We start from the raw sequence: 21,009 nt of genomic DNA on the forward strand, positions 1-21,009 counted from the left end.
AAATCGGGGTTATGCAAATGCTACAACCAAAGGGCCTAAAAGTGTCAAAAACACATTGGCCAAGGCATAGGTAATTGCAAAGGGAACCGTTGGAATGCTATTGCCGGCTTTATCCAATACACCACCGAATGCCGGATTGGCACTACGGGCACCTGACAAAGCACCTGCCAGAACAGCGACATTGTCGTAACGCAGTACATAACGTGCAAAAAGCATAGAGAGCAGCAGGGGAATCAATGTAACCAACACACCAATCATGAAGAGTGATACACCACTTTCTTTAATGGTCTGTATGGCTTGTAAACCCGATTGCAGACCGACAGCGGCAACAAAACCTGCCAAACCTAAATCTTTTAAAATCTGAGAGGCTGCCGGTGGCATGGAACCACTGGTTTGATGCCGTGTTCTGAGCCAGCCAAATAACAGACCGGAAAGTAGGGCACCACCGCCTGCACCTAGTGTGATTGGGATACTACCAATACGAATCACGATCAGGCCGATCAATAAACCCACCACCAAACCGGCGCCATGAAAAATCCAGTCGGTTCGAATAGTATTTGGAATTGGAATCCCACCTTCATGAGCAAAGCGTTTTAAATCTTGTTCTACACCATAGGCAGTAATCACATCCCCCTGTAAAACAGTTGTATCATCCTGAAGTGGGACAGGATCATCATTGCGTTTAATGCTCAGAATAAAGATTCCGTGTCTTAAAATCGCAGAGGTTGAAGATTTAATATCGCCCAGTGTTCTGCCGATATATTTGGGATTTTTTAATACAATGTCATCGGTATTCATCACCACATCGATACCGTCTGAAGATTGCAACTCTTTGCCGATTTGATCCGCAATGGCAACCACATCAGCGCGCCGTCCAACCATGAGCACAATATCACCCTGTTGAATCAGGGTATCCGGGGCAATATCGATTAGACGATTTTTTCTTTTTAACCGTTCGATGGTGATGTTTTTGCCCATGGTTTCAACTTGTGCCACGCTAAGATGATCAATTTTTTCCACCTGATAAATACGGCCAACAATATCCGGAATCGCCAATGATTGTCCTGAAGTCAGGACAAATGCGCCTTTTAATTGTTGGTTTTGTGCTTTAATCGCATCATCATGGATATCTTTGCCCATAAATTTGGGTAAGATATTGACACAAACAATAATGGCACCCAACGATCCAAAAATATACGTCACGGCATAACCAATCGCCACATTGGCTTGCAATTTCTGAATTTGATCCAAAGGTAAATCCAGACGGGCAATGGCATCACTTGCTGTACCGATAATTGCAGATTGGGTCATGCCACCGGCGGCCAAGCCCGCAGCAAGTCCCTTATCCAGATGGAACATTTTTGCCAGTACTAGAATGGTAATTAAGCCCACCACGGCCATAAACACCGCAAGTAAAATTTCTTTGATGGAACTAGGTCCTAGAGATTTGAAAAACTGGGGACCACTTTCGAAACCAACGGCATAAATAAACAAGGCAAATAGAATGGATTTAACACCATTATCAATAGGGACATTGAGTAAACTTAGCGCAACAGCGACAATCAAGGATCCGGCGACACCGCCCAGCTGAAATTTGCCCAGTTGGAATTGGCCGATCCAGAAGCCAATTGCCAACGACAAGAAAATGAGTATTTCGGGAGAATGACTGAGCTGACTTTGTAACCACGTCATAACACTGTCCTTTTTATATAAAAATAGGAAGATAAAAGTTAAGTTTTATTGACCTATTGTTGTTAAGTCATCGTGCAGTAATGTTTAATTCTTAAGACTAAATTCTGTCGTTACTATCGACCTACGGAAAATAAAGTTCAATTGAAGCATGTGTTCCTTTTGTTATAAATCTTATAAGAATTGCAATTTTATTGATTTAGAGTGAGGCGGTATGCAACTGAGAAAAATCAAGGAAGTATTAATTTGATGTAATATAAAGATCTAATACTATATAACTGAAAAATAAAATATATTATGGGTTTCTTGAGATGTTTATTTGACGGCTAGAGATGAGCAAATAAAGGAAATTATGATCATTTCTGGACTAAACAGTTAACACGGATACACTTATTTTTTAGGCAGAAGCAAAAAGAAAATAGAGTTCTGGTCACAAAAAAGTGACATTGTAAAAAATGAAATAAGTGCAGAACATCAAAAAATTTATCGTTATTTTTTAATTAAATAATAAAAATTAGGTCAACTTAAACGTTGACCTAATCAGTGGGATAGACGATATCAATTCGATTAAATGCAATAGACCTGATAGGGCATATATCGAAGCTTAATCATCAAACTCGTTATATTGCGGTGCTGGTCGAGTAAAACCGCCAGTTTTATAAGCCAGATAACCGACACCAAGTACTGCCCAGATCAGCCCGTATTTAAGCGAAGTTTCTTCAATTTCTAGCCATAACGCAAAAATACTCATAAAGCCAAGTAATGGAATCACCACATATTGGAAAATATCCTTGGGTGTCTTCGTTCTACGATCACGCAACGCATAACGGGAAATCACCGACAAATTGACAAAGCTAAATGCTGTAAGTGCACCAAAACTGATAAGGGACACCACAAAATCCAGATCCATAAAGCCCGCAGTTAATGCGACAGCACCAACAATCATAATGTTATAGGAAGGGGTAAATGATTTTGGACTAATATGACCAAAAATCTTTTTGTTGATGACACCATCACGTCCCATCACATACATCAGGCGTGAGACCCCTGCATGTGCTGAAATTCCAGAAGCCATCACAGTGACAATGGCAAAAGCCAGTACATAAGACTGGAATAATGAACCACCAACCAGTAACAAAATATCAGGTTGCGTTGCAGCAATATCTTCAAAATAAGTTTTCGGATCGTTCGGGAAATAAACCTGCATAAAATATGTGCTGATAATGAAAATAATTCCGGCAAACAAAGCAGTTAAAAACATGGCCTTAGGCAGGGTATTTTCGGTATCTTTGGTTTCTTCTGCCAATGAACTAAGCGAATCAAAGCCAGTAAATGAAAAGCACAGCAAGGTTGCCCCTGTGATCAACGCGCCTACAGAGGTCAGCTCATTCCAGAATGGTGCAAGGCTCCACAGTTGATATGCAGTGTCCTGATCAACCATACTACCATCGGCATTGATCCCCATACTGAGCTTGTGATAGACCAGATAGGTAAAGACAATGATCACGATAATCTGTACAAAAACAATCAGACTGTTAAAGTTGGCAACAAACTTGACACCACGCAGATTAACACCGGTCATAAATGCGGTCAGTACCACGACCCAGATCCAGTGATTGACATCAGGAAATAGTGCTTCAAGATAAATCACTGCTAGGACAATATTGACCATCGGTGAGAGTAAATAATCCAGCCATGATGACCAGCCCACCATAAATCCAACATTGGGATGGATTGATTTTTGAGCATAGGTATAGGCAGATCCGGAAGACGGATAGCGTCTGATCATATGACCATAGCTAATTGATGTCAGCAATATGGCAACGAGTGCAAAAATATAGGATGTAGGTACATGATAATGACTTTCTTCTGATACCAAACCAAAAGTATCGAACAAAGTCATGGGTTGAATATAAGCTAAACCGATAATAATGATGTGCCAGAGACCCAGCGTTTTTTGCAGTTTAGCTACCGATTGAGTCCCAGTATGAGTAGTCAATGGCGTTATCCTCTTTTAGATAAGGATGATCAAGGATCGCTATGATAGTTTAAGGATCATCTGTGGATCCTCCCCAAAAACACTTTTTTAAAAAAAGTGCGCCAATCTAGCGTAAATACTGTAGATTGTCAGCAAGTTCGTGGCCAAAAAAGCAAAAAATTAGCCAACATGGGCTAATGATAGAGAAATATGCAAAAATTACGAGGAAAAAATAAAAAAATTGTATTGGAAAAGTTGATCATTTAACGCTTAAAGCCTGTGCTGAAATATTATTGATCAAAAGCCTAATCAAAATTTTGATCAGGCTTGAAAATAAAGCATTAAATCTGACGATTAACATCAATATTTTTGGTTTCTTTAATCAGTAGGAAGGCAATCAGGGATAAAATGGCTGCACCGGAGAGATAATAGCCTACGGCTTGTAAACCATAGGTTGTTGCCAGATAGGTGGCAATTAATGGTGCAAAAGATGCACCAAGAATACCTGCCATGTTAAAAGTCAGGGCAGAACCGGTATAACGCACCGAGGTAGGGAATAATTCCGATAATACTGTACCGATTGGTCCATAGGTAAGTCCCATGATTCCCAAGCCTGTGCATAAGAATAGAAATACAGTAAAGGGATTATTTGACGCCAGCATATCGGCAAAGAACAAACCGAATATCGCAGCAAGAATACAAATCACAATTGACGTAGCGCGACGACCAAATTTTTCTGCCAGAATTGCCGACAGTGGAATAAAGGCAGCAAAAGATAAGGTTGCCAGAGTCACCATTTTTAAGAAATCTTCACGGCTATAGCCTAACTGCTGGGTTCCCCAGTTTAAAGAGAATACCGTGGTCAAATAGAACACTACAAAAGTACAGACCGCCGCCAATGTACCTAAGATTAGCATCGGCAGGTGATGTTTAAACACTTCTGCTACAGGGACATTTTTTTTCTCTTGTTTATCCAGAACCCGTTGGAATGCTGGTGTTTCGTGTAATTTTAAACGAATATACAGGCCCATAATCACCAGAATCGCACTGGCAAGAAATGGAATGCGCCAGCCCCATGCCATAAATTGTTGTTCGCTTAAGATAGAACCCAGCAATAAAAAGAAACCATTGGCAAGAATTAAACCAAAGGGTGCGCCAAGTTGTGGAAACATGCCATACCATGCACGTTTTCCTTCAGGTGCATTTTCCGTGGCCAGTAAAACTGCACCACTCCATTCTCCGCCTAGTCCAATCCCTTGGCCCAAACGGCATAAAGCTAGTAAAAGTGCTGCCGTAATCCCGATATCGTGATAGGTTGGCAATAACCCAATTGCAATGGTCGAAATTCCCATGGTTAATAAAGCTGCCACTAGCGTTGCTTTACGTCCGATACGGTCACCAAAATGTCCAAACAATGCCGAACCGATGGGGCGGGCAATAAAGGCAATCGCAAATGTTGCCAAAGATTTTAAAGTATTGGCTTGGGGATCGCCGTCTGGAAAGAACAAATGCGGAAAAATAATGACTGCTGCTGTGGCATAAATATAAAAATCATAAAATTCGATGGTTGTTCCCACCATACTTGCGGCAAGTACGCGTCCTTTTGAGTTTAAAGGCTGATCAACAGCAGCGGCAGTTTCCATGGTTTTCAATGTCCCTGAAAGAAAATTTGCTTATTCTAACGAGGTCTTGGCCATTTTGAAATTAAAAATTTAAGACGATAAAGTGTTCAGCATTGACCAAATGGCAAAAAAATGACTGGCAGCACCCATGACCACAAAAATATGCCAGATGGCATGGGTATATTTATATTTTTTGGCCGCATAAAAAATAGTACCAATGGTATAAAATAAGCCGCCGGCAATGAGCAATTGTAGCGCTGTACTGCTTAAATAGGTTCTCATGTCATCCATCACCAGCACAGCCAACCAACCCATCACGATATAAGCGATCAACGATATTTTCTGAAAGCGGTGCACAAAGAATAATTTAAAAAATGTACCGATGAGGGCAATAATCCATAGAGCAATAAGCAGAATTTTAGCTTTTTCAGTGGGTAAAAAGAGCGCCAGAAAAGGAGTGTAGGTGCCGGCAATCAGATAATAAATTGCGGTATGATCCAGTTTTTTTAACCAGATGCGCTGTGTTGCGGAATCAGACAGATGATAGAGAGTTGACGCAGAAAATAACAAAATCAGGCTTAGTCCATAGGCCAGCATACTGATTCCAGCTTGCCAGGATAGGGGGACGGCTTTGACCAGCAAGAAAATGGTGCCCAAAATTGCAAGGATCGCAGCCAGACCGTGTGTCCATGCATTTAATCTTTCTTCTTCTGCACTATAAGTATAAGGAATTTTAATCATGGTCCGGGAAAGTTAAAGCTTAAATCGGATCTATTTATGCGCCATAATCCATAAAAAAGATATGGCATTTCTGCTATTTTTGCAAAGCTAATGCAGCTTGGACTGAAGTTGGTTAAAATAGCCGACTTGACTTAAAATAATGGAAGCACCATGACTGCCAATATCTTACAACCCAATCAGCTTGAATTTTTTAATCAAGTCGAGCAGGCATGGCAACAACAGCATTTTGAACGTATTATTTTGAGTCAATACCAAGGTGAAATCGCAAAACTGGAAAAAATAACCGTGCGCAGCATTGTATTGAAAGATCAAACTTTGCTGAATGTGGTGTATCGTTATCAAACACAGGATATTACTAAAAATTATTCATGGCATGAGTTTTCAGCATTATTACAGGAATGGCTGAATCAATGTCAGCAAATCAATTTATTTACCGAGGGTCGGGAAATTCAATTGAAATATAAAAAAGGTCAATGGAAACTGAGCCAAAGTAAACATAAATCAAATGCAGTTGTTCAGGCTCTACCACAATCTCATGATCGCAATAAAAAACGCTGGATTGCACAGGATCGTTTGTTTCTACAATTGTTGGGTATTACCGATCAAAAGCACGAAATTATTCCCAGCATGGCACGTAAATGGAAACAAATTAACAAGTTTGTGGAAATTTTTGCAGGTGCAATTGAACAGGCACAGTTAAAGCAGCAAGGAGATTTACATGTGGTGGATTTTGGTTCAGGTAAAGGTTATCTGACCTGTGCTGTTTATGATTACTTACTGGGTCAACATTTACAGCCGCACGTGACAGGCGTTGAATTGCGGGAAGAACTGGTAAAATTTTGCCAGAATGTGGCGCAGCAAGCAGGCTATGATCAGCTTAATTTTTTTCAGGGTGATGTACGCAGTTATTTTCCGGAAAAAACCGATGTGATGATTGCACTACATGCCTGTGATGTTGCCACCGATTTTGCCATTCATACTGGTATTCGTTTGGGCGCAAAAGTCATTATGTGCGCGCCATGCTGTCATAAGGAATTACGTCCGCAGTTGCAAGCGCCACAGGTTTTAAAACCCATGCTGCAATTTGGCGTACATGCTGGACAGCAAGCAGAAATGCTGACTGATACCTTAAGGGCTTTATTGTTACAAGCCTATGGCTACGAAACCAAAGTGCTGGAATTTGTATCGTTGGAACATACCAGTAAAAACAAAATGATTCTGGCCACCCGGCAACAGTCATTTAAACAGGTGGATCAAAATATTCTGGATCAGGTACAGCAGTTAAAAACTTTTTATGGTATTGAAAAACATACACTGGAGTTGTTATTAAAGGATTTACCGGTCGATCAAAAGATTGGATGTGCCTGTTAGACAGGCACAAACTGATTTGATTTTAATCATGATCAGGATTAACTAGGCATGTTCTCACCGGCATATTGTAATCGCCAGAGCTGTGCATATCTGCCTTGTTTGTCCAGCAATGCCTGATGCGTACCTTGTTCCAGAACCTCGCCCTGTTCCAACACAATAATATTGCTTGCAGCAACAATGGTGGATAGGCGATGTGCAATCACAATCACGGTTTTGTCTTTCACCAGTTCATCAATTGCTGCCTGTACAGCCAGTTCACTAAAGGTATCCAGTGCCGCAGTCGGTTCATCCAGAATGACAATTGGTGCATCTTTTAACAATGCCCGTGCGATGGAAATGCGTTGTCTTTCACCTCCAGAAAGGCTGCCACCAATATCACCAATACGGGTTTGATAGCCTTCCGGGAGTTGCGAGATAAACGTATGGCATTGTGCCCGTTTGGCAACCGCAATGATTTCTGCTTCGGTGGCATCTTCTTTGGCCATTTTAATATTATTCATGATGCTGTCATCGAATAAATATACATCCTGAAACACCACCGAGATATAAGACATCAATTCATGCGGAAGCATATTTTTAATGTCAATACCGCCAATTTTAACCTGACCTTGCTGACAATCTGCATAACGCATGATCAAGCGTGTCAAGGTGGTTTTTCCACAACCTGAATGCCCAACCAGACCCGTCAGACTTTTTTCTGGAATATGGAGATTAATCTGATGTAATGCCCAGTCCTGATTTTCATCATTACTTTTATCGTTGTCCTGTTCATATTGAAAACTGACCTGATCAAAATGAATATTAAAGCGGGTTGGCAGTTGTGTTGGTGTATGGGTGATTAAAGGCTGAATATTCAGCATATTTTCAATACGGGCATAACCCGCTTCAAGTAAACTGAAAAACATGGTCATTGAGGTAAATGCAGCAATCGGTTCGGCAAAACGAATGATGATCACCAGCATGGCAATAAAATACATTGCATTGCTATAACCAAACAATACCAACCATAGGCCAATTGCAATAGCAATCAGTAAACCCACTTCAATTGCAGAGGTGACGATCAGATTGGGCTTACCACCTTTACGATGGCCGATCTCCTGTGCTATATGAACTTTATCAATCATCAGGTAAAGACGCTGCGTCTGATCACCTACACAATTGGCTGCCTTTAACACTGGCAAGCCCTGAGTATATTCCACCAGCTCGGCATTCAATTCGCCATTGAGTTGACTCATCATCTGCATGCCACGATCATAGGCAGGTTTACGCCAGCGATATAAGGGAATAATTGCAGGAAAGATCAGTAAAATAATCAGAGCAATACGCCAGTCAAAGAAAAACGATAAAATGCCGACAGTAATCGGTACCACCAAGGCATACAGCATGATACTGACCACAGTCAAGGTATAGGCAATGACTTCATCAGCACTGCCAGCAATGGTGGCATTCCATTCGCCAGCACGTTTTTTCGATAATAATTGTAGGGGAATTTGTCTTAATTTTTCTCCAAGGTTGGTTCTTAAGACATGTTGTGCCTGTGCAGCATGGCCTTGATAGTCGTAATCCTGTGCCTTCCAGCGTAGCGCCGAACTCAACAGCACAAAAGCAGTTAAAACAACCAGCCAAAAAGTGATGTTGGAAATCTGCTGCGTAGCCATTGCCAGAAAAATAGGATAAAGACAACTAAATGCGATCCCCTGACAAATGGCAGATAAGGTCATGAGGAGAAATGCCTTACGCAAACTGGCCTGTTCATCGCCTGCGGAACGTAACATCTGCTGATAAATTTCTTTAAGGGAATGAATACGCTGTGTTTTGTGATGTATATCAGCCATGAGAAGATTCTCCCTGAGCAACTGAAGAGACGGGCTTCAGTGCAATATGCCAATGCTGTGCCTGTTGAAATGCCTGCCATAATTCGGCATAGCGACCCTGTTTTTGCAATAATTGTTGATGTGTACCTTGTTCGATTAATTCACCTTGATCAAAAAATAGAATTTGATCGGCATGCTGAATCGTGGCAAGACGATGGGCAATCATGATTACAGTCTTGCCATGCATCAGATTTTTTAGGGCTTGCATCAATAATGCTTCATTTTCGGCATCGGCAAATGCGGTTGCTTCATCCAGAATAAGGATGGGACGATTCTGCAAAATCGCACGGGCGATGGTGATCCGCTGGCGCTGTCCGCCAGAAAGATTGGCACCACGTTCGCCCACTTGCGTATCATATTCATCATTGAGATTACGGATAAACTCATCTGCTTGTGCTAAACGTGCTGCTTCCCGAATCTGTTCTTCTGTGGCATGCGGTACACCCAGCCGGATATTATTGGCAATGGTATCGGAAAATAGAAAATTATCCTGAAAGACAAAGGCAACTTGTGCCATCAGATCTGTTGTGGCGATATCCTTGATATTAATGCCGCCAATTTTAATTGCCCCGCTATCGACATCCCAGAAACGGGGAATCAATTTGGCAACAGTGGATTTACCTGCACCTGATGCACCAACCAATGCGGTAAAACTATATTCAGGGACAGTAAAATTAATGTCTTTTAATGCCAGTATTTGACGTTCTGGATAACGAAAATTAACGTGTTCAAACACGATAGCGTGTTGTTCTGGTGTCTTGCTGTGTTCAGTTTGTGGCAAAGGCGCCACGGCAAGTAATTCTAGAATACGGGTTGCACTAATTTTTGATTTTTCAATCAGATGATACAAACTCATATAGGGCATTAAGGATTCCACCATGCCCGTACCGAGTAACAGAGTGGCGACCAGCACCTCAAAACTTAACTGCCCGTGTTGCCATAAATAAATACCGATAATCAGCAAGATCACAAACGTGGGTAGGGGATTCAGGATTAACATGGAAATTCGGGCTGTTAATCCGCTTTGTTTGTACCAGTCGCTAAGAATCACTTTATAGGCATATAGCGCGTTTTCATAACGGCGGAAGGACTTTTGTCCACCGTCAAATGTTCGTACGACGGGCATAGCCTGTACAAACTCGATGACTGCACCGTTTACATTTTCCCGTGCCTGATTATAAACCTTATTCATTTCATCGTGATTTTTCATCACCAATGACATAATCAGCATGCCTACAATCAAGATGGCAACACTGAGTAAGGCCATACGCCAGTCAAACCAGAGCAATGCCAGAAATGTGAGAACAGGGAAAACGTAGGCACGGGCAAAAAGTGGTGTTGCATCAGCCACAAAGGCATGCAGTGATTTTACGTCATCCTGCATGATTTTGCTGATCGCGCCCGAACCAGTCGTGGTAATGTAGCCTAAAGGTAATGTGGCAAGATGCACACTCATGTTTTTACGCAAAATTGCTTCCAATCTGAATGCAGCAAAATGAGATTGGTTAAACGCATTTAAGCGTAAGACATAAGCAATAATGGTGAGTAATACAATTACGCTAAAGATCGTATAAATCTGTGTAATGTGTTGTTGTAGCAAGGCCTGTACCAGATAGGCAATCGCAACCAGTAAAGCAACTGTGCAGATTGCAGATAAAGTCGAGAGTAAGATCGCAAAGTTAATTTGTTTTTTCACTGGCGCAATAATTCGCCAGTTTGGATTGTCACTCATTTTGATCCTCTTTTTATGATAATAATAATCATTATCGAATATATATTATCTATTTCGAGAAGACCAGTGAAAAATGAACTGGGTAATTTAGTACACTGATATTTAAACTCTTTATATTTGATTTGGTCATCTATTCGGTGTGATCGCATAGATTCAGCGTTATTGATTTTTCATATTTTTCGCTCAATTCTGGGGAATGGATTGCTTAATATACTGAAAGATTAAGATAAAATATCAGTTAGTCTTAAATGCAGTTTCGGTGAATCCGAGTGTGCTATAAAGTTTCCACTTACATGTTTGCGATTAAATAGAATTCATCACAATGACATATTTTCAAAGTATCTTGTTGATTAGGTTAAATAGATACATTGGAAAATGTGATGAAGATAACCCATGCATTACAACAAAAAGTCATTGCTAAATATAAAGATATTATCGAACATCAAGTGACCATCATCGAAGTACAACGTGACAAAATACAAAAACTGGAACAGGAACTGGAAAAATTTAAACAAGTGCATCATGTAAAATTACCCAAAACAGGTTTGGGTGTATTAAAGGAAAAATTTGCTGTTTTAGTGAAATAACGATAAAAACCGAAAAAGTAGATGAATACTCTTTCAGTAAGTGATTTGAATCCAGATGTTATTGAATGATTTCACCTGATGCAGCATGTTTTTTTAACAATTCTGGCGCTTTAAATCGTTCACCATATTTGGCTGCAAGAGTATTAGCACGTTGTAATGCTTTGTCTAGACCATATTGATTTAAATACTGAATTGCCCCACCTGTCCATGGCGCAAAGCCGATACCAAAAATTGAACCGACATTGGCATCGACTACCGATTCCAGTACATTTTCTTCATAGCAGCGTAGCGTATCTAGTGCCTGTACAAACAAAATACGGTCAATAATATCTTGCTCGGTCAGGTCATGATCTTTTGCCCAATAGCTTAAACCCTCCCAAAGATATTTTTTTCCGCTTTCAGGATATTCATAAAAGCCTGCGCCTGCGGCTTTACCTTTACGGTTTTGTTGATGAATCATCCATTGTAGTACATCTTCACTCGGTGAATGTGGCAAGGATTTTCCTTCAGTTGCAAGGGCTTTACGTGCTTCATTGCCAATGTGTTCTGATAAGGTCAGACTGACTTCATCCTGAATGGCAAGTGGGCCAACAGGCATACCTGCTTTAAGTGCTGCCATTTCAATTTTGGCGGGATGTACCCCTTCGGCCAGCAAGCGCATACCTTCCTGTACAAATGTCCCAAATACTCGACTGGTAAAGAAACCACGACTGTCATTAACGACAATGGGTATTTTTCCGATTTGTTGTACAAAATCATAAGCACGTGCCAGTGTTTCATCAGAGGTATGTTGTCCTTTGATGATTTCTACCAATTTCATTTTATCCACTGGACTAAAGAAATGCAGACCAATAAAGTGTGTTGCATCCTTACTGGTTTGAGCTAAACCTGTAATCGGTAAGGTCGATGTATTTGAGGCAAAAACACCGCCATCTAGCAAATATTGTTCTGCTTCTTTTGTGACCTTCGCTTTTAATTCCTGATGTTCAAATACTGCTTCAATGATCAGATCACATCCCTGCAAGTCTTTGGCTTCGGCAGTCGGTTGGATGAGGGCTAAAATTTGATCTTTTTTTTCCGTGGTTAAACGACCACGAGAAACACGTTTTTCCAGTAATTTTTGACTATAGGCTTTGCCTTTTTCCGCCGCCTCAATCGAAACATCTTTAAGGATGACCGGGATTCCCTTGATCGCAGTAGCATAGGCAATACCAGCACCCATCATGCCTGCACCGAGTACACCTACTTTTTGGGCTTGCCATTTGGCAATGCCTTGTGGACGGCTGGCACCTGCCTTAATCGCATTTAATCCGTGCCAGAATGTACCAATCATGTTCTTGGCGACTTGACCTGTAGCAAGCAGGGTAAAATAACGACTTTCTATACGTAGGGCGGTATCAACATCGACCTGTGCACCTTCTACTGCTGCTGCCATGATGGCTTCTGGTGCAGGGTAGCAACCTTTGGTTTTATCCCTTAATATGGCTGGGGCAATCGCAAGCATCTGTGCAACCGCAGGGGTTTTGGGATCACCACCTGGAATTTTATAGCCTTTAACATCAAAAGGTTGTTGGCTCTTTGGATTGGCTTTGACCCATGCAATGGCTTTTTCCAGTAATTCTGCTTGTGTTTGCGCAGTGTCATGGATTAAACCAGCCTTAAGGGCTTGCTCTACACCCAACTGTTTACCTTCCAATAGATAAGGGAATGCAGTTTGTAAACCAAGTAAACGGACCATACGCACAATGCCACCACCACCGGGGAGTAAACCTAGAGTAACTTCGGGTAAACCAAACTTGGCTTTAGGGTCGGCTAAGGCAATACGATGATGACAGCCTAAAGCAATTTCCCAGCCGCCACCCAAGGCTGTACCATTTAAACACGCCACCACAGGCACACCCAAAGTTTCGATATAACGTAGCTGGGTTTTCAGTTCCTGAATGGTATGAAAAAATGCTGTGACATGTTCGGGTTGAATTTGGATCAGATCATCAAGATCTCCTCCAGCAAAGAAAGTTTTTTTTGCCGAGGTAAAAATAACGCCTGTGATTTTGTCTTCCTGAGCAAGTGTTTTAACTGTGTCGGTTAAAGCCTCACGAAAATCTGCATTCATGGTGTTGGCAGATTGATTGGGGGAATCCAAGGTTAAAATCACGATGTTATCGGCATTTTTGTGATATTGAATTGCGCTCATGACTTTACTCCTTAAACTCTTTCAATGATGGTGGCAATCCCCATCCCACCGCCTACGCAGAGGGTGGCTAAACCACGTTTTTTGTTTTGACGTTCTAGTTCATCCAGTAATGTGCCGATAATCATTGCACCTGTGGCACCCAGCGGATGTCCCATGGCAATTGCACCACCATTAACATTGACTTTCTCCGCAGGCACATTTAATTCATTGATAAAGCGCATCACTACCGCTGCAAAAGCTTCATTGACTTCAAATAAATCAATATCATCAATGGTTAAACCAGCTTTTTGCAATGCTTTACGTGCCGCAGGGGCAGGGCCAGTCAGCATAATGGTAGGATCTGTCCCGACCAGTGCCGTGGCAATAATTTTGGCACGAGGTTTTAAACCTAGTTCCTGTGCGGCTTTTTCTGAGCCAATCAAGAGCAATGCTGCACCATCAACAATGCCTGATGAATTCCCTGCATGATGGACATGATTGATTTTTTGTGCTTCTGGATATTTTTGTAAGGCAACAGCATCAAAGCCCATTTGCCCCATCATTTCAAAACTGGCATTGAGTTTGGCTAAACTTTCAACTGTAGTATTGCCACGAATAAACTCATCTTTATCCAGAATCGTCACCCCTGCGGCATCTTTGACAGCAATGATAGAGCGATCAAAATACCCATTGGCTTGCGCTTGTGCAGCTTTTTGCTGGGACTGTAGCGCAAAAGTATCGACATCTGTACGACTATAACCATCTAAAGTGGCGATTAAATCTGCGCCGATACCTTGCGGAACAAATGAGGATTTTAAATTGGTTTCTGGATCCAGTGCCCAAGGTCCGCCATCTGAACCCATGGCAATCCGTGACATGGATTCGACACCACCTGCCACGATTAAATCTTCCCAGCCTGAACGAATTTTTTGAGCCGCTAAATTAACAGCTTCCAGACCTGAGGCACAAAAACGATTGATTTGCACACCAGCGACCTGATCACTCCAGCCTGCGGCAATGGCAGCGGTCTTGGCAATATCGCCACCCTGATCGGCAATTGGGGTAACACAGCCTAAAATAATATCTTCGACTTTTGCAGTATCAAGCTGCTGACGTTGTTGTAAGGCATGTAATAGCGTGGTGACGAGTGTAATGGGTTTGACTTCGTATAAACTACCATCTTTTTTTCCTTTACCGCGGGGCGTGCGAATCGCATCAAAAATATAAGCTTCGCTCATGCTGACGATCCTGTATCATTAAAATCATTATGTAACGAGTGTACGCAATAAAATCTCTATCACAATGACCAGTTTGATAAACTTGGCTGATCTTATTGGTCAATTTACATTATTATGCGTTATATCAATATCGTGGGGACAACAGGTTCGGGAAAATCAACGCTTGCACGAGCGTTATCAAAAAAACTTCAATTAAGCTATATCGAATTGGATAATTTATTATGGTTAGATGATTGGCAAGAATCGCCTGATACAGAGTTTTTGGCGAAACTTGAACACAGTATACGGGCTGCATCACAGGGATGGGTGATTGATAATATTTACACTCGTGCTACGGGAATGATCTGGCAACAAGTAGATACGATTATTTGGTTGGATTATTCATTTTCGTTAAATCTATATCGCTTATTTAAACGAACATTGAGTCGTGTCATCAGTCGCAAACAATTATGGTCAGATTCCAATAATCGGGAAAGTTTTAAAATGATGTTATCCAAAGAATCTATTTTTATTTGGATGATTCAAAAATATCCTAAAAACCGACAAAAGTATTTGGCAATGATGCAAGACCCGAAATATCAACATATTCAATTTATTCATTTAACTTCAACAAAACAAACAAAAGCATTTTTACAGCAGCTTTAATCAGAGAAAGATGATGCAAACAATTCGCGCTAAAGCTTTGTGTATTTTTCGTCATAATGACAAAGTTTTATTATCAGAAGCTTATGATCCAGCCAAAGATGAACATTATCTAAGACCGATCGGTGGTAGCATTGAGTTTGGCGAAACATCGCAACAGGCCATTGAAAGAGAAGTACTTGAAGAGATTGGTGCAGAAATCCATGTGCTTGGATTGCTAGAGGTATATGAAAATTTATTTACTTTTAATGGCAAACAAGGTCACGAAATTGTGTTTATGTATCATGCACAATTAAAAGATCAACGTATATATGATCAACCGCAAGTATTGGGCTGCGAAACCGATGGGACGCAGTTTATTGCAAAATGGTTTAGTCAGGCTGAAATTTATACTAGCCAAAAACCTGTTTATCCGATAGGCGTTGATCGTGTACTGTTTAGCAATTCTTTCTAGGTATGATCATGTTTCAATTTAAGATAAATCGAGTGTTTAAAATATGGATGAAATGACAAATTTCTTGGCAAATGGGGTGATCTTAAGTCAATGTGGTGTGCGTCTGGAACCTTTGGATTTTAGCCATGCTGATGGTTTGGCTAAAGCATGCCAAGATGGAGAACTGTGGACATTGCGGGTAACGTCTACACCCCATTATACAAAGGTTGATGAATATATTGCTCAGGCACTTGAACAAAAAGATGTGGGTAGCCGATTTGCTTTTGCCGTGATTGATATTGAGCAGGATATTGTGATTGGTACCAGTAGTTATCATGATATTGTGCCTGCACTTGGGCGTGTGGAAATTGGCTATACTTGGTATGCCAAGACCTATCAACGTACCTATGTCAATACCACCTGTAAATTTTTGCTGTTACAACATGCTTTTGAGGTATTAAAGGCCAATACAGTAGGTTTTCGTACCGATCAATTTAATTTTGCCAGTCAAAAAGCAATTGAACGTCTGGGTGCAAAAAAAGATGGGGTGATTCGTGGGCATGCTTTGCGTAAAGATGGCAGCATTCGCGATACTGTGATGTATAGCATTGTTCATGGTGAATGGACAAATGTGAAAGCGCATTTAAGCGATTTATTACAGAATAAATATTAGAAAAGGGCAGTATTTGGATAAGCATCAGCTTTTTGTATTGTCGAGAAAAATTATTTCATCAAGATACGAGGAGTAAGGCGAAGATTTTTATCTGCTTTCACAGCGTAGAGAGGGTTAAACTGGCTTAAAAAACTGCTAGAATAGAGCGGTTTTTAACATATGAATCAATCAACGAGAGTTATTATGTCACTGGAAGCTCTGACCAATGAAGCGTTGGCTGCGATTGCAGCAGCCAATGATCTTGCAGCACTTGATCAAGTACGTGTGCAATTTACAGGGAAAAAAAGTCAGCTTGCAGAGCAGTCAAAATCACTGGGTAAAATGGATCCCGAAACACGCAAAGTTGAAGGGGCAAAAATCCATGCCGTTCGTGAAGCGATTAACAACGCACTGACCGAACGTCAGACAGCATTACAACAACAGGCTTTACAGGCAAAACTTGCCAGCGAAACCATCGACATCAGTTTACCGGGTCGTGGTCAACACATTGGTAGCATTCATCCTGTGACGCAAGTACGTGAGCGTATTAGCCAGTTTTTTACCAAAGCCGGCTTTCTGGTGGCAGAAGGTCCAGAAGTTGAAGATGATTATCACAACTTTGAAGCTTTAAATATTCCGGGGCATCATCCTGCGCGTGCCATGCACGATACGTTTTATTTTGATGCCCAGCATTTACTGCGTACCCATACATCGGGTGTACAAATCCGTACCATGGAAGTGAGCAAGCCGCCGATTCGGATCATCTGCCCGGGGCGTGTATATCGTTGTGATTCAGACCAGACGCATTCGCCGATGTTCCATCAGATTGAAGGTCTGTATGTGACTGAAAACACCAACTTTACCGAATTTAAAGGCATTATCATCAATTTACTGGAAGCCTTTTTTGAAAAAGAATTAACCGTGCGTTTTCGTCCGTCCTATTTTCCATTTACTGAGCCAAGTGCCGAAGTGGATATTATGGATGAACGGGGTAAATGGCTGGAAGTCATGGGCTGCGGCATGGTACATCCAACTGTACTTAAAAATTGCGGGATTGACCCGGAACAATATTCAGGCTTTGCCTTTGGTTTAGGAATTGAGCGTTTTGCCATGTTACGTTATGGCGTAAATGACTTGCGCTTGTTCTATCAAAATGATGTGCGTTTCTTACGCCAATTTGCCTAATATAGATATTGATTGTAATGATGAAATTAAAATCCCCCTAAATCCCCCTTTAAAAAGGGGGACTTCTTACGAAATAAATTGTAGAGATTAATTCGTGGATTCCTCCTCTTTTCCAAAGAGGGGTTAGGGGAGATTAGGGAATAGACAAGATGAAAATTAGTGAAAATTGGTTACGCAGTTGGGTGAACCCGGCAGTTGATAGTGACAAGTTGGCCGAACAACTGACCATGTTGGGACTGGAAATTGATGAAACTGCTCCTGTGGCAAAACCTTTTACCGGTGTGGTGGTAGGAGAGGTCTTGACGGTTGAGCAGCATCCCGATGCAGATCGTTTACGTGTCACCACAGTCAACATCGGAGAGGCTGAACCTCTACAAATCGTTTGTGGTGCCCCTAATGTACGTGTCGGAATGAAAGCTCCGGTAGCGACCATTGGTGCAGTATTACCGGGTGATTTTAAAATCAAAAAAGGTAAGCTACGTGGCGTTGAATCACATGGCATGCTATGCGGTGCATCAGAAATTGATCTGGAAGATAAGATTGATGGCTTGCTGGAATTACCGGAAGATGCACCAGTTGGGATATGCATCCGCGAATATTTGAAGCTTGATGATCGGGTCATTGACATTAGTATTACACCGAATCGTGGTGACTGTTTTAGTATTCGTGGGATTGCCCGCGAAGTAGCAGTAATCAATCAACTGAAATATCAGGCACCTGATATTGAGCCTGTTGCCGCAACGATTGCAGATGAAAAACCAGTCTTTGTGGAAACACAAGGTGCACCACGTTATTTGGGCCGTATCATTAAAAATGTCAATACGCAGGCAGTTACACCAGACTGGATGCAAGAGGCATTGTCACGTTCGGGGATTCGTAGTCACAGTATTCTGGTGGATATTACCAACTATGTATTGATGGAACTGGGTCAACCCCTGCATGCTTTTGATCTGGATAAAATCACTGGTTCAGTGATTGTGCGTCAGGCCAAACAAGGTGAAAAGTTGGTTTTACTGAATGAGCAGGAAGTTGCACTGCAAGATGATGTGATGGTAATTGCTGATGATGAAAAAGTGCTGGCAATTGCAGGGATCATGGGTGGCTTATCGTCTAGTGTGACTGATACAACTCGGGATATTTTTCTGGAAAGTGCCTTCTTTGATCCTTTAGCCATTGCTGGTCGTGCCCGTCGTTTTGGTTTACATACCGATGCATCGCAACGTTATGAACGTGGGGTCGATTTCGAATTACCTTTGCTTGCCATGCAGCGTGCCAGTCAGTTGATTCAACAACTGGCAGCAACAGATGAAACCGGTTTTGCTGAAATTACCGTAGAGGAAAAACCTGAGTTATTACCAAAGCGTACAGCGATTGGTTTGACACAAGTTCAGGTGGATAAACTACTCGGCTTTAGCATTGAAGGTGCTTTTATTGAAGATGTTCTGACACGTCTTGAATGTCAGGTTGAACGCACCGTAGAGGATGGCTGGATTGTTACACCGCCTTCACATCGTTATGATTTAAGCATTTATCAGGATTTGATTGAAGAAATTGCCCGCATCTATGGTTATGACAATATTCCAACTGCCAAACCAGAGATGCAGATTACGCTGGCTGATTATCAGGATCAGACAGAATTGGGGCAACTGCGTCAAACCTTGGTAGCATTGGGTTATCAGGAAGCAATCAGCTTTAGTTTTGTCGATGAAAAACTGGAAAAACAACTGAATCCACAGGTTCAGGCATTGGCATTGGCCAATCCAATTTCCAGTGATCTTGCGGTGATGCGTAGCACTTTGCTATCGAGTTTAATTCCATGTGTACAATACAATATTAATCGTCAGCAAGGTCGTGTACGTTTCTTTGAGCTAGGCTTACGTTTTGCCTATCCACAAGATCAGCAAGGTACAAACAGTATTGATGATCTTAAGCAAATTCCGACACTGGCCTTGATTGCTGTAGGTTCGCATAAACCTGAACAATGGCATGAAAAAACTCAAGCCATGGACTTTTTTGATTTAAAGGGTGAAATCGAAAATATTCTGGCCGTTGCGCATGTACAACCGGAATATGTACGTTCCGAACGTGCCTGGTTACATCCGGGACAATCGGCAGAGATTTTGCATAATGGCAAGTCTATCGGTTATTTAGGCCGTTTACATCCTTCGCTGGAAACCGCACTGGATTTGGGCGTCACATGGGTGGCAGAGCTTGATCAAAGTGCAGTTTTGCAACCGTATGTATATAATTTTACAGAATTATCACGTTTTCCTTCTGTTAGACGTGATATTGCGGTATTAATTGATGATACTATTGCGCTAAGTCGTATAGAATCGACAATAAAACAAGCAGCAGGTGAGTTTCTGGCAGCGAGTTGGTTGTTTGATGTCTATACAGGGCAAGGTGTAGAGGTAGGGTATCGTTCATTGGCATTTGCTTTGCATTTCCAACATTCTTCACGTACACTCGAAGATGCTGAGATTAAGCAAGCGATGGACAACGTGATTGAAAGCCTAGAAACAACCTATAAAGCAAAATTGAGGGCATCATGACAGCATTAACGAAAGCTGAGATGGCAGATCATCTAAGTGAAAAAACAAGCTTAAACCGTCGGGAAGCAAAGCAACTTGTCGAGCTTTTCTTTAACGAGCTGAGTCAGGCATTGATTGAAGGTGAGCAAGTCAAACTTTCAGGATTTGGTAATTTTGAATTACGTGATAAACGTCAACGTCCTGGACGAAATCCAAAGACTGGCGAAGAAATTCCAATTACTGCGCGTCGTGTCGTGACCTTCCGCGCTGGTCAAAAATTTAGACAGCGAGTAGAAAACGAACAAGGTTAATTCTAGTTTTCGCTCTAAGGCATCCAAGTGGTGCCTTTTTTAATGTCTGAATTTAAATGGCATAGCTTTTTTAGGAAGATACAAAACATCTTCTGGATATTGATCTTTATGACTTTAGATAAGGATAATCATAAAAAAGTATAGGGAGAGTAATAAATGGCGTTATATGCTGTATATATAGCAAAATTCAAAATGTAAGCTATATTTGTGCCATGCCGGACTTGATCCGGCATTCAGAGTTAACGTATCC

General features: G+C 41.5%; 16 protein-coding genes. 8 read left to right on the plus strand and 8 right to left on the minus strand.

The window, feature by feature from the left end; genetic code table 11:
* Positions 1–9 precede the first annotated feature (9 nt).
* The 4 genes from aspT to trhA form a co-directional block, all read right to left on the minus strand.
* Entirely contained in the window at positions 10–1,692 is a 1,683-nt protein-coding gene (aspT, locus tag CRO21_RS03395; protein WP_097077907.1) for an aspartate-alanine antiporter, read from the minus strand.
* 601 nt (positions 1,693–2,293) lie between these two features.
* Positions 2,294–3,688 (minus strand): APC family permease, encoded by a 1,395-nt coding sequence (locus tag CRO21_RS03400; protein WP_097077908.1) that lies wholly within the window; start codon positions 3,686–3,688, stop codon positions 2,294–2,296.
* Between the two features lie 320 nt (positions 3,689–4,008).
* Positions 4,009–5,310, minus strand: a complete 1,302-nt coding sequence (locus CRO21_RS03405) for an MFS transporter (RefSeq protein ID WP_097077909.1) — start codon at positions 5,308–5,310, stop codon at positions 4,009–4,011.
* A gap of 69 nt (positions 5,311–5,379) precedes the next feature.
* Positions 5,380–6,030, minus strand: coding sequence for a PAQR family membrane homeostasis protein TrhA (trhA, locus tag CRO21_RS03410; RefSeq protein WP_097077910.1), 651 nt, complete (start codon positions 6,028–6,030; stop codon positions 5,380–5,382).
* Between the two features lie 150 nt (positions 6,031–6,180).
* Between trhA and CRO21_RS03415 the strand changes: the two genes are divergently transcribed.
* Positions 6,181–7,401, plus strand: a complete 1,221-nt coding sequence (locus CRO21_RS03415; protein ID WP_097077911.1) for a class I SAM-dependent methyltransferase — start codon at positions 6,181–6,183, stop codon at positions 7,399–7,401.
* A gap of 38 nt (positions 7,402–7,439) precedes the next feature.
* On the opposite strand, the gene CRO21_RS03420 is transcribed toward CRO21_RS03415, so the two are convergent.
* Both CRO21_RS03420 and CRO21_RS03425 read right to left on the minus strand, forming a co-directional pair.
* Positions 7,440–9,236, minus strand: a complete 1,797-nt coding sequence (locus tag CRO21_RS03420; RefSeq protein ID WP_213064391.1) for an ABC transporter ATP-binding protein — start codon at positions 9,234–9,236, stop codon at positions 7,440–7,442.
* Positions 9,229–11,007 carry an ABC transporter ATP-binding protein gene (locus CRO21_RS03425; protein ID WP_097077912.1) on the minus strand — a complete coding sequence of 593 codons (1,779 nt, stop codon included), beginning with the start codon at positions 11,005–11,007 and terminating at the stop codon, positions 9,229–9,231. The genes CRO21_RS03420 and CRO21_RS03425 overlap by 8 nt, the downstream gene beginning before the upstream one ends.
* Before the next feature lie 380 nt (positions 11,008–11,387).
* Between CRO21_RS03425 and CRO21_RS03430 the strand changes: the two genes are divergently transcribed.
* Complete coding sequence (locus CRO21_RS03430; RefSeq protein WP_097077913.1) at positions 11,388–11,594, plus strand: hypothetical protein; 207 nt, start codon at positions 11,388–11,390, stop codon at positions 11,592–11,594.
* Positions 11,595–11,652: 58 nt separating this feature from the next.
* Here the strand turns inward: CRO21_RS03430 and CRO21_RS03435 are convergent, their stop codons facing one another.
* Positions 11,653–13,788: a 3-hydroxyacyl-CoA dehydrogenase NAD-binding domain-containing protein gene (locus CRO21_RS03435; RefSeq protein ID WP_097077914.1), complete on the minus strand. Its 2,136-nt coding sequence runs from the start codon at positions 13,786–13,788 to the stop codon at positions 11,653–11,655.
* An 11-nt stretch (positions 13,789–13,799) separates the two neighbouring features.
* Positions 13,800–15,005 (minus strand): acetyl-CoA C-acetyltransferase, encoded by a 1,206-nt coding sequence (locus CRO21_RS03440; protein WP_097077915.1) that lies wholly within the window; start codon positions 15,003–15,005, stop codon positions 13,800–13,802.
* A 114-nt stretch (positions 15,006–15,119) separates the two neighbouring features.
* Between CRO21_RS03440 and CRO21_RS03445 the strand changes: the two genes are divergently transcribed.
* The 6 genes from CRO21_RS03445 (at position 15,120) to CRO21_RS03470 (ending at position 20,759) form a co-directional block, all read left to right on the plus strand.
* Complete coding sequence (locus CRO21_RS03445) at positions 15,120–15,650, plus strand: AAA family ATPase (protein ID WP_097077916.1); 531 nt, start codon at positions 15,120–15,122, stop codon at positions 15,648–15,650.
* 13 nt (positions 15,651–15,663) lie between these two features.
* A complete protein-coding gene (locus tag CRO21_RS03450) occupies positions 15,664–16,101 on the plus strand; it encodes an NUDIX hydrolase (RefSeq protein ID WP_097078128.1) in 438 nt (145 codons plus the stop codon).
* Positions 16,102–16,153: 52 nt separating this feature from the next.
* On the plus strand, positions 16,154–16,753 hold the full coding sequence (locus CRO21_RS03455; RefSeq protein WP_378234917.1) for a GNAT family N-acetyltransferase: 600 nt from the start codon (positions 16,154–16,156) through the stop codon (positions 16,751–16,753).
* Between the two features lie 183 nt (positions 16,754–16,936).
* On the plus strand, positions 16,937–17,917 hold the full coding sequence (gene pheS, locus CRO21_RS03460) for a phenylalanine--tRNA ligase subunit alpha (protein WP_097077918.1): 981 nt from the start codon (positions 16,937–16,939) through the stop codon (positions 17,915–17,917).
* A 149-nt stretch (positions 17,918–18,066) separates the two neighbouring features.
* Positions 18,067–20,469 (plus strand): phenylalanine--tRNA ligase subunit beta, encoded by a 2,403-nt coding sequence (pheT, locus tag CRO21_RS03465; RefSeq protein ID WP_097077919.1) that lies wholly within the window; start codon positions 18,067–18,069, stop codon positions 20,467–20,469.
* A complete protein-coding gene (locus CRO21_RS03470) occupies positions 20,466–20,759 on the plus strand; it encodes an integration host factor subunit alpha (protein ID WP_097077920.1) in 294 nt (97 codons plus the stop codon). Before pheT ends, CRO21_RS03470 begins: the two co-directional genes overlap by 4 nt.
* The last annotated feature ends 250 nt before the right edge of the window (positions 20,760–21,009 follow it).

Source organism: Acinetobacter puyangensis (assembly GCF_900096995.1).
GTDB lineage: Bacteria > Pseudomonadota > Gammaproteobacteria > Pseudomonadales > Moraxellaceae > Acinetobacter > Acinetobacter puyangensis.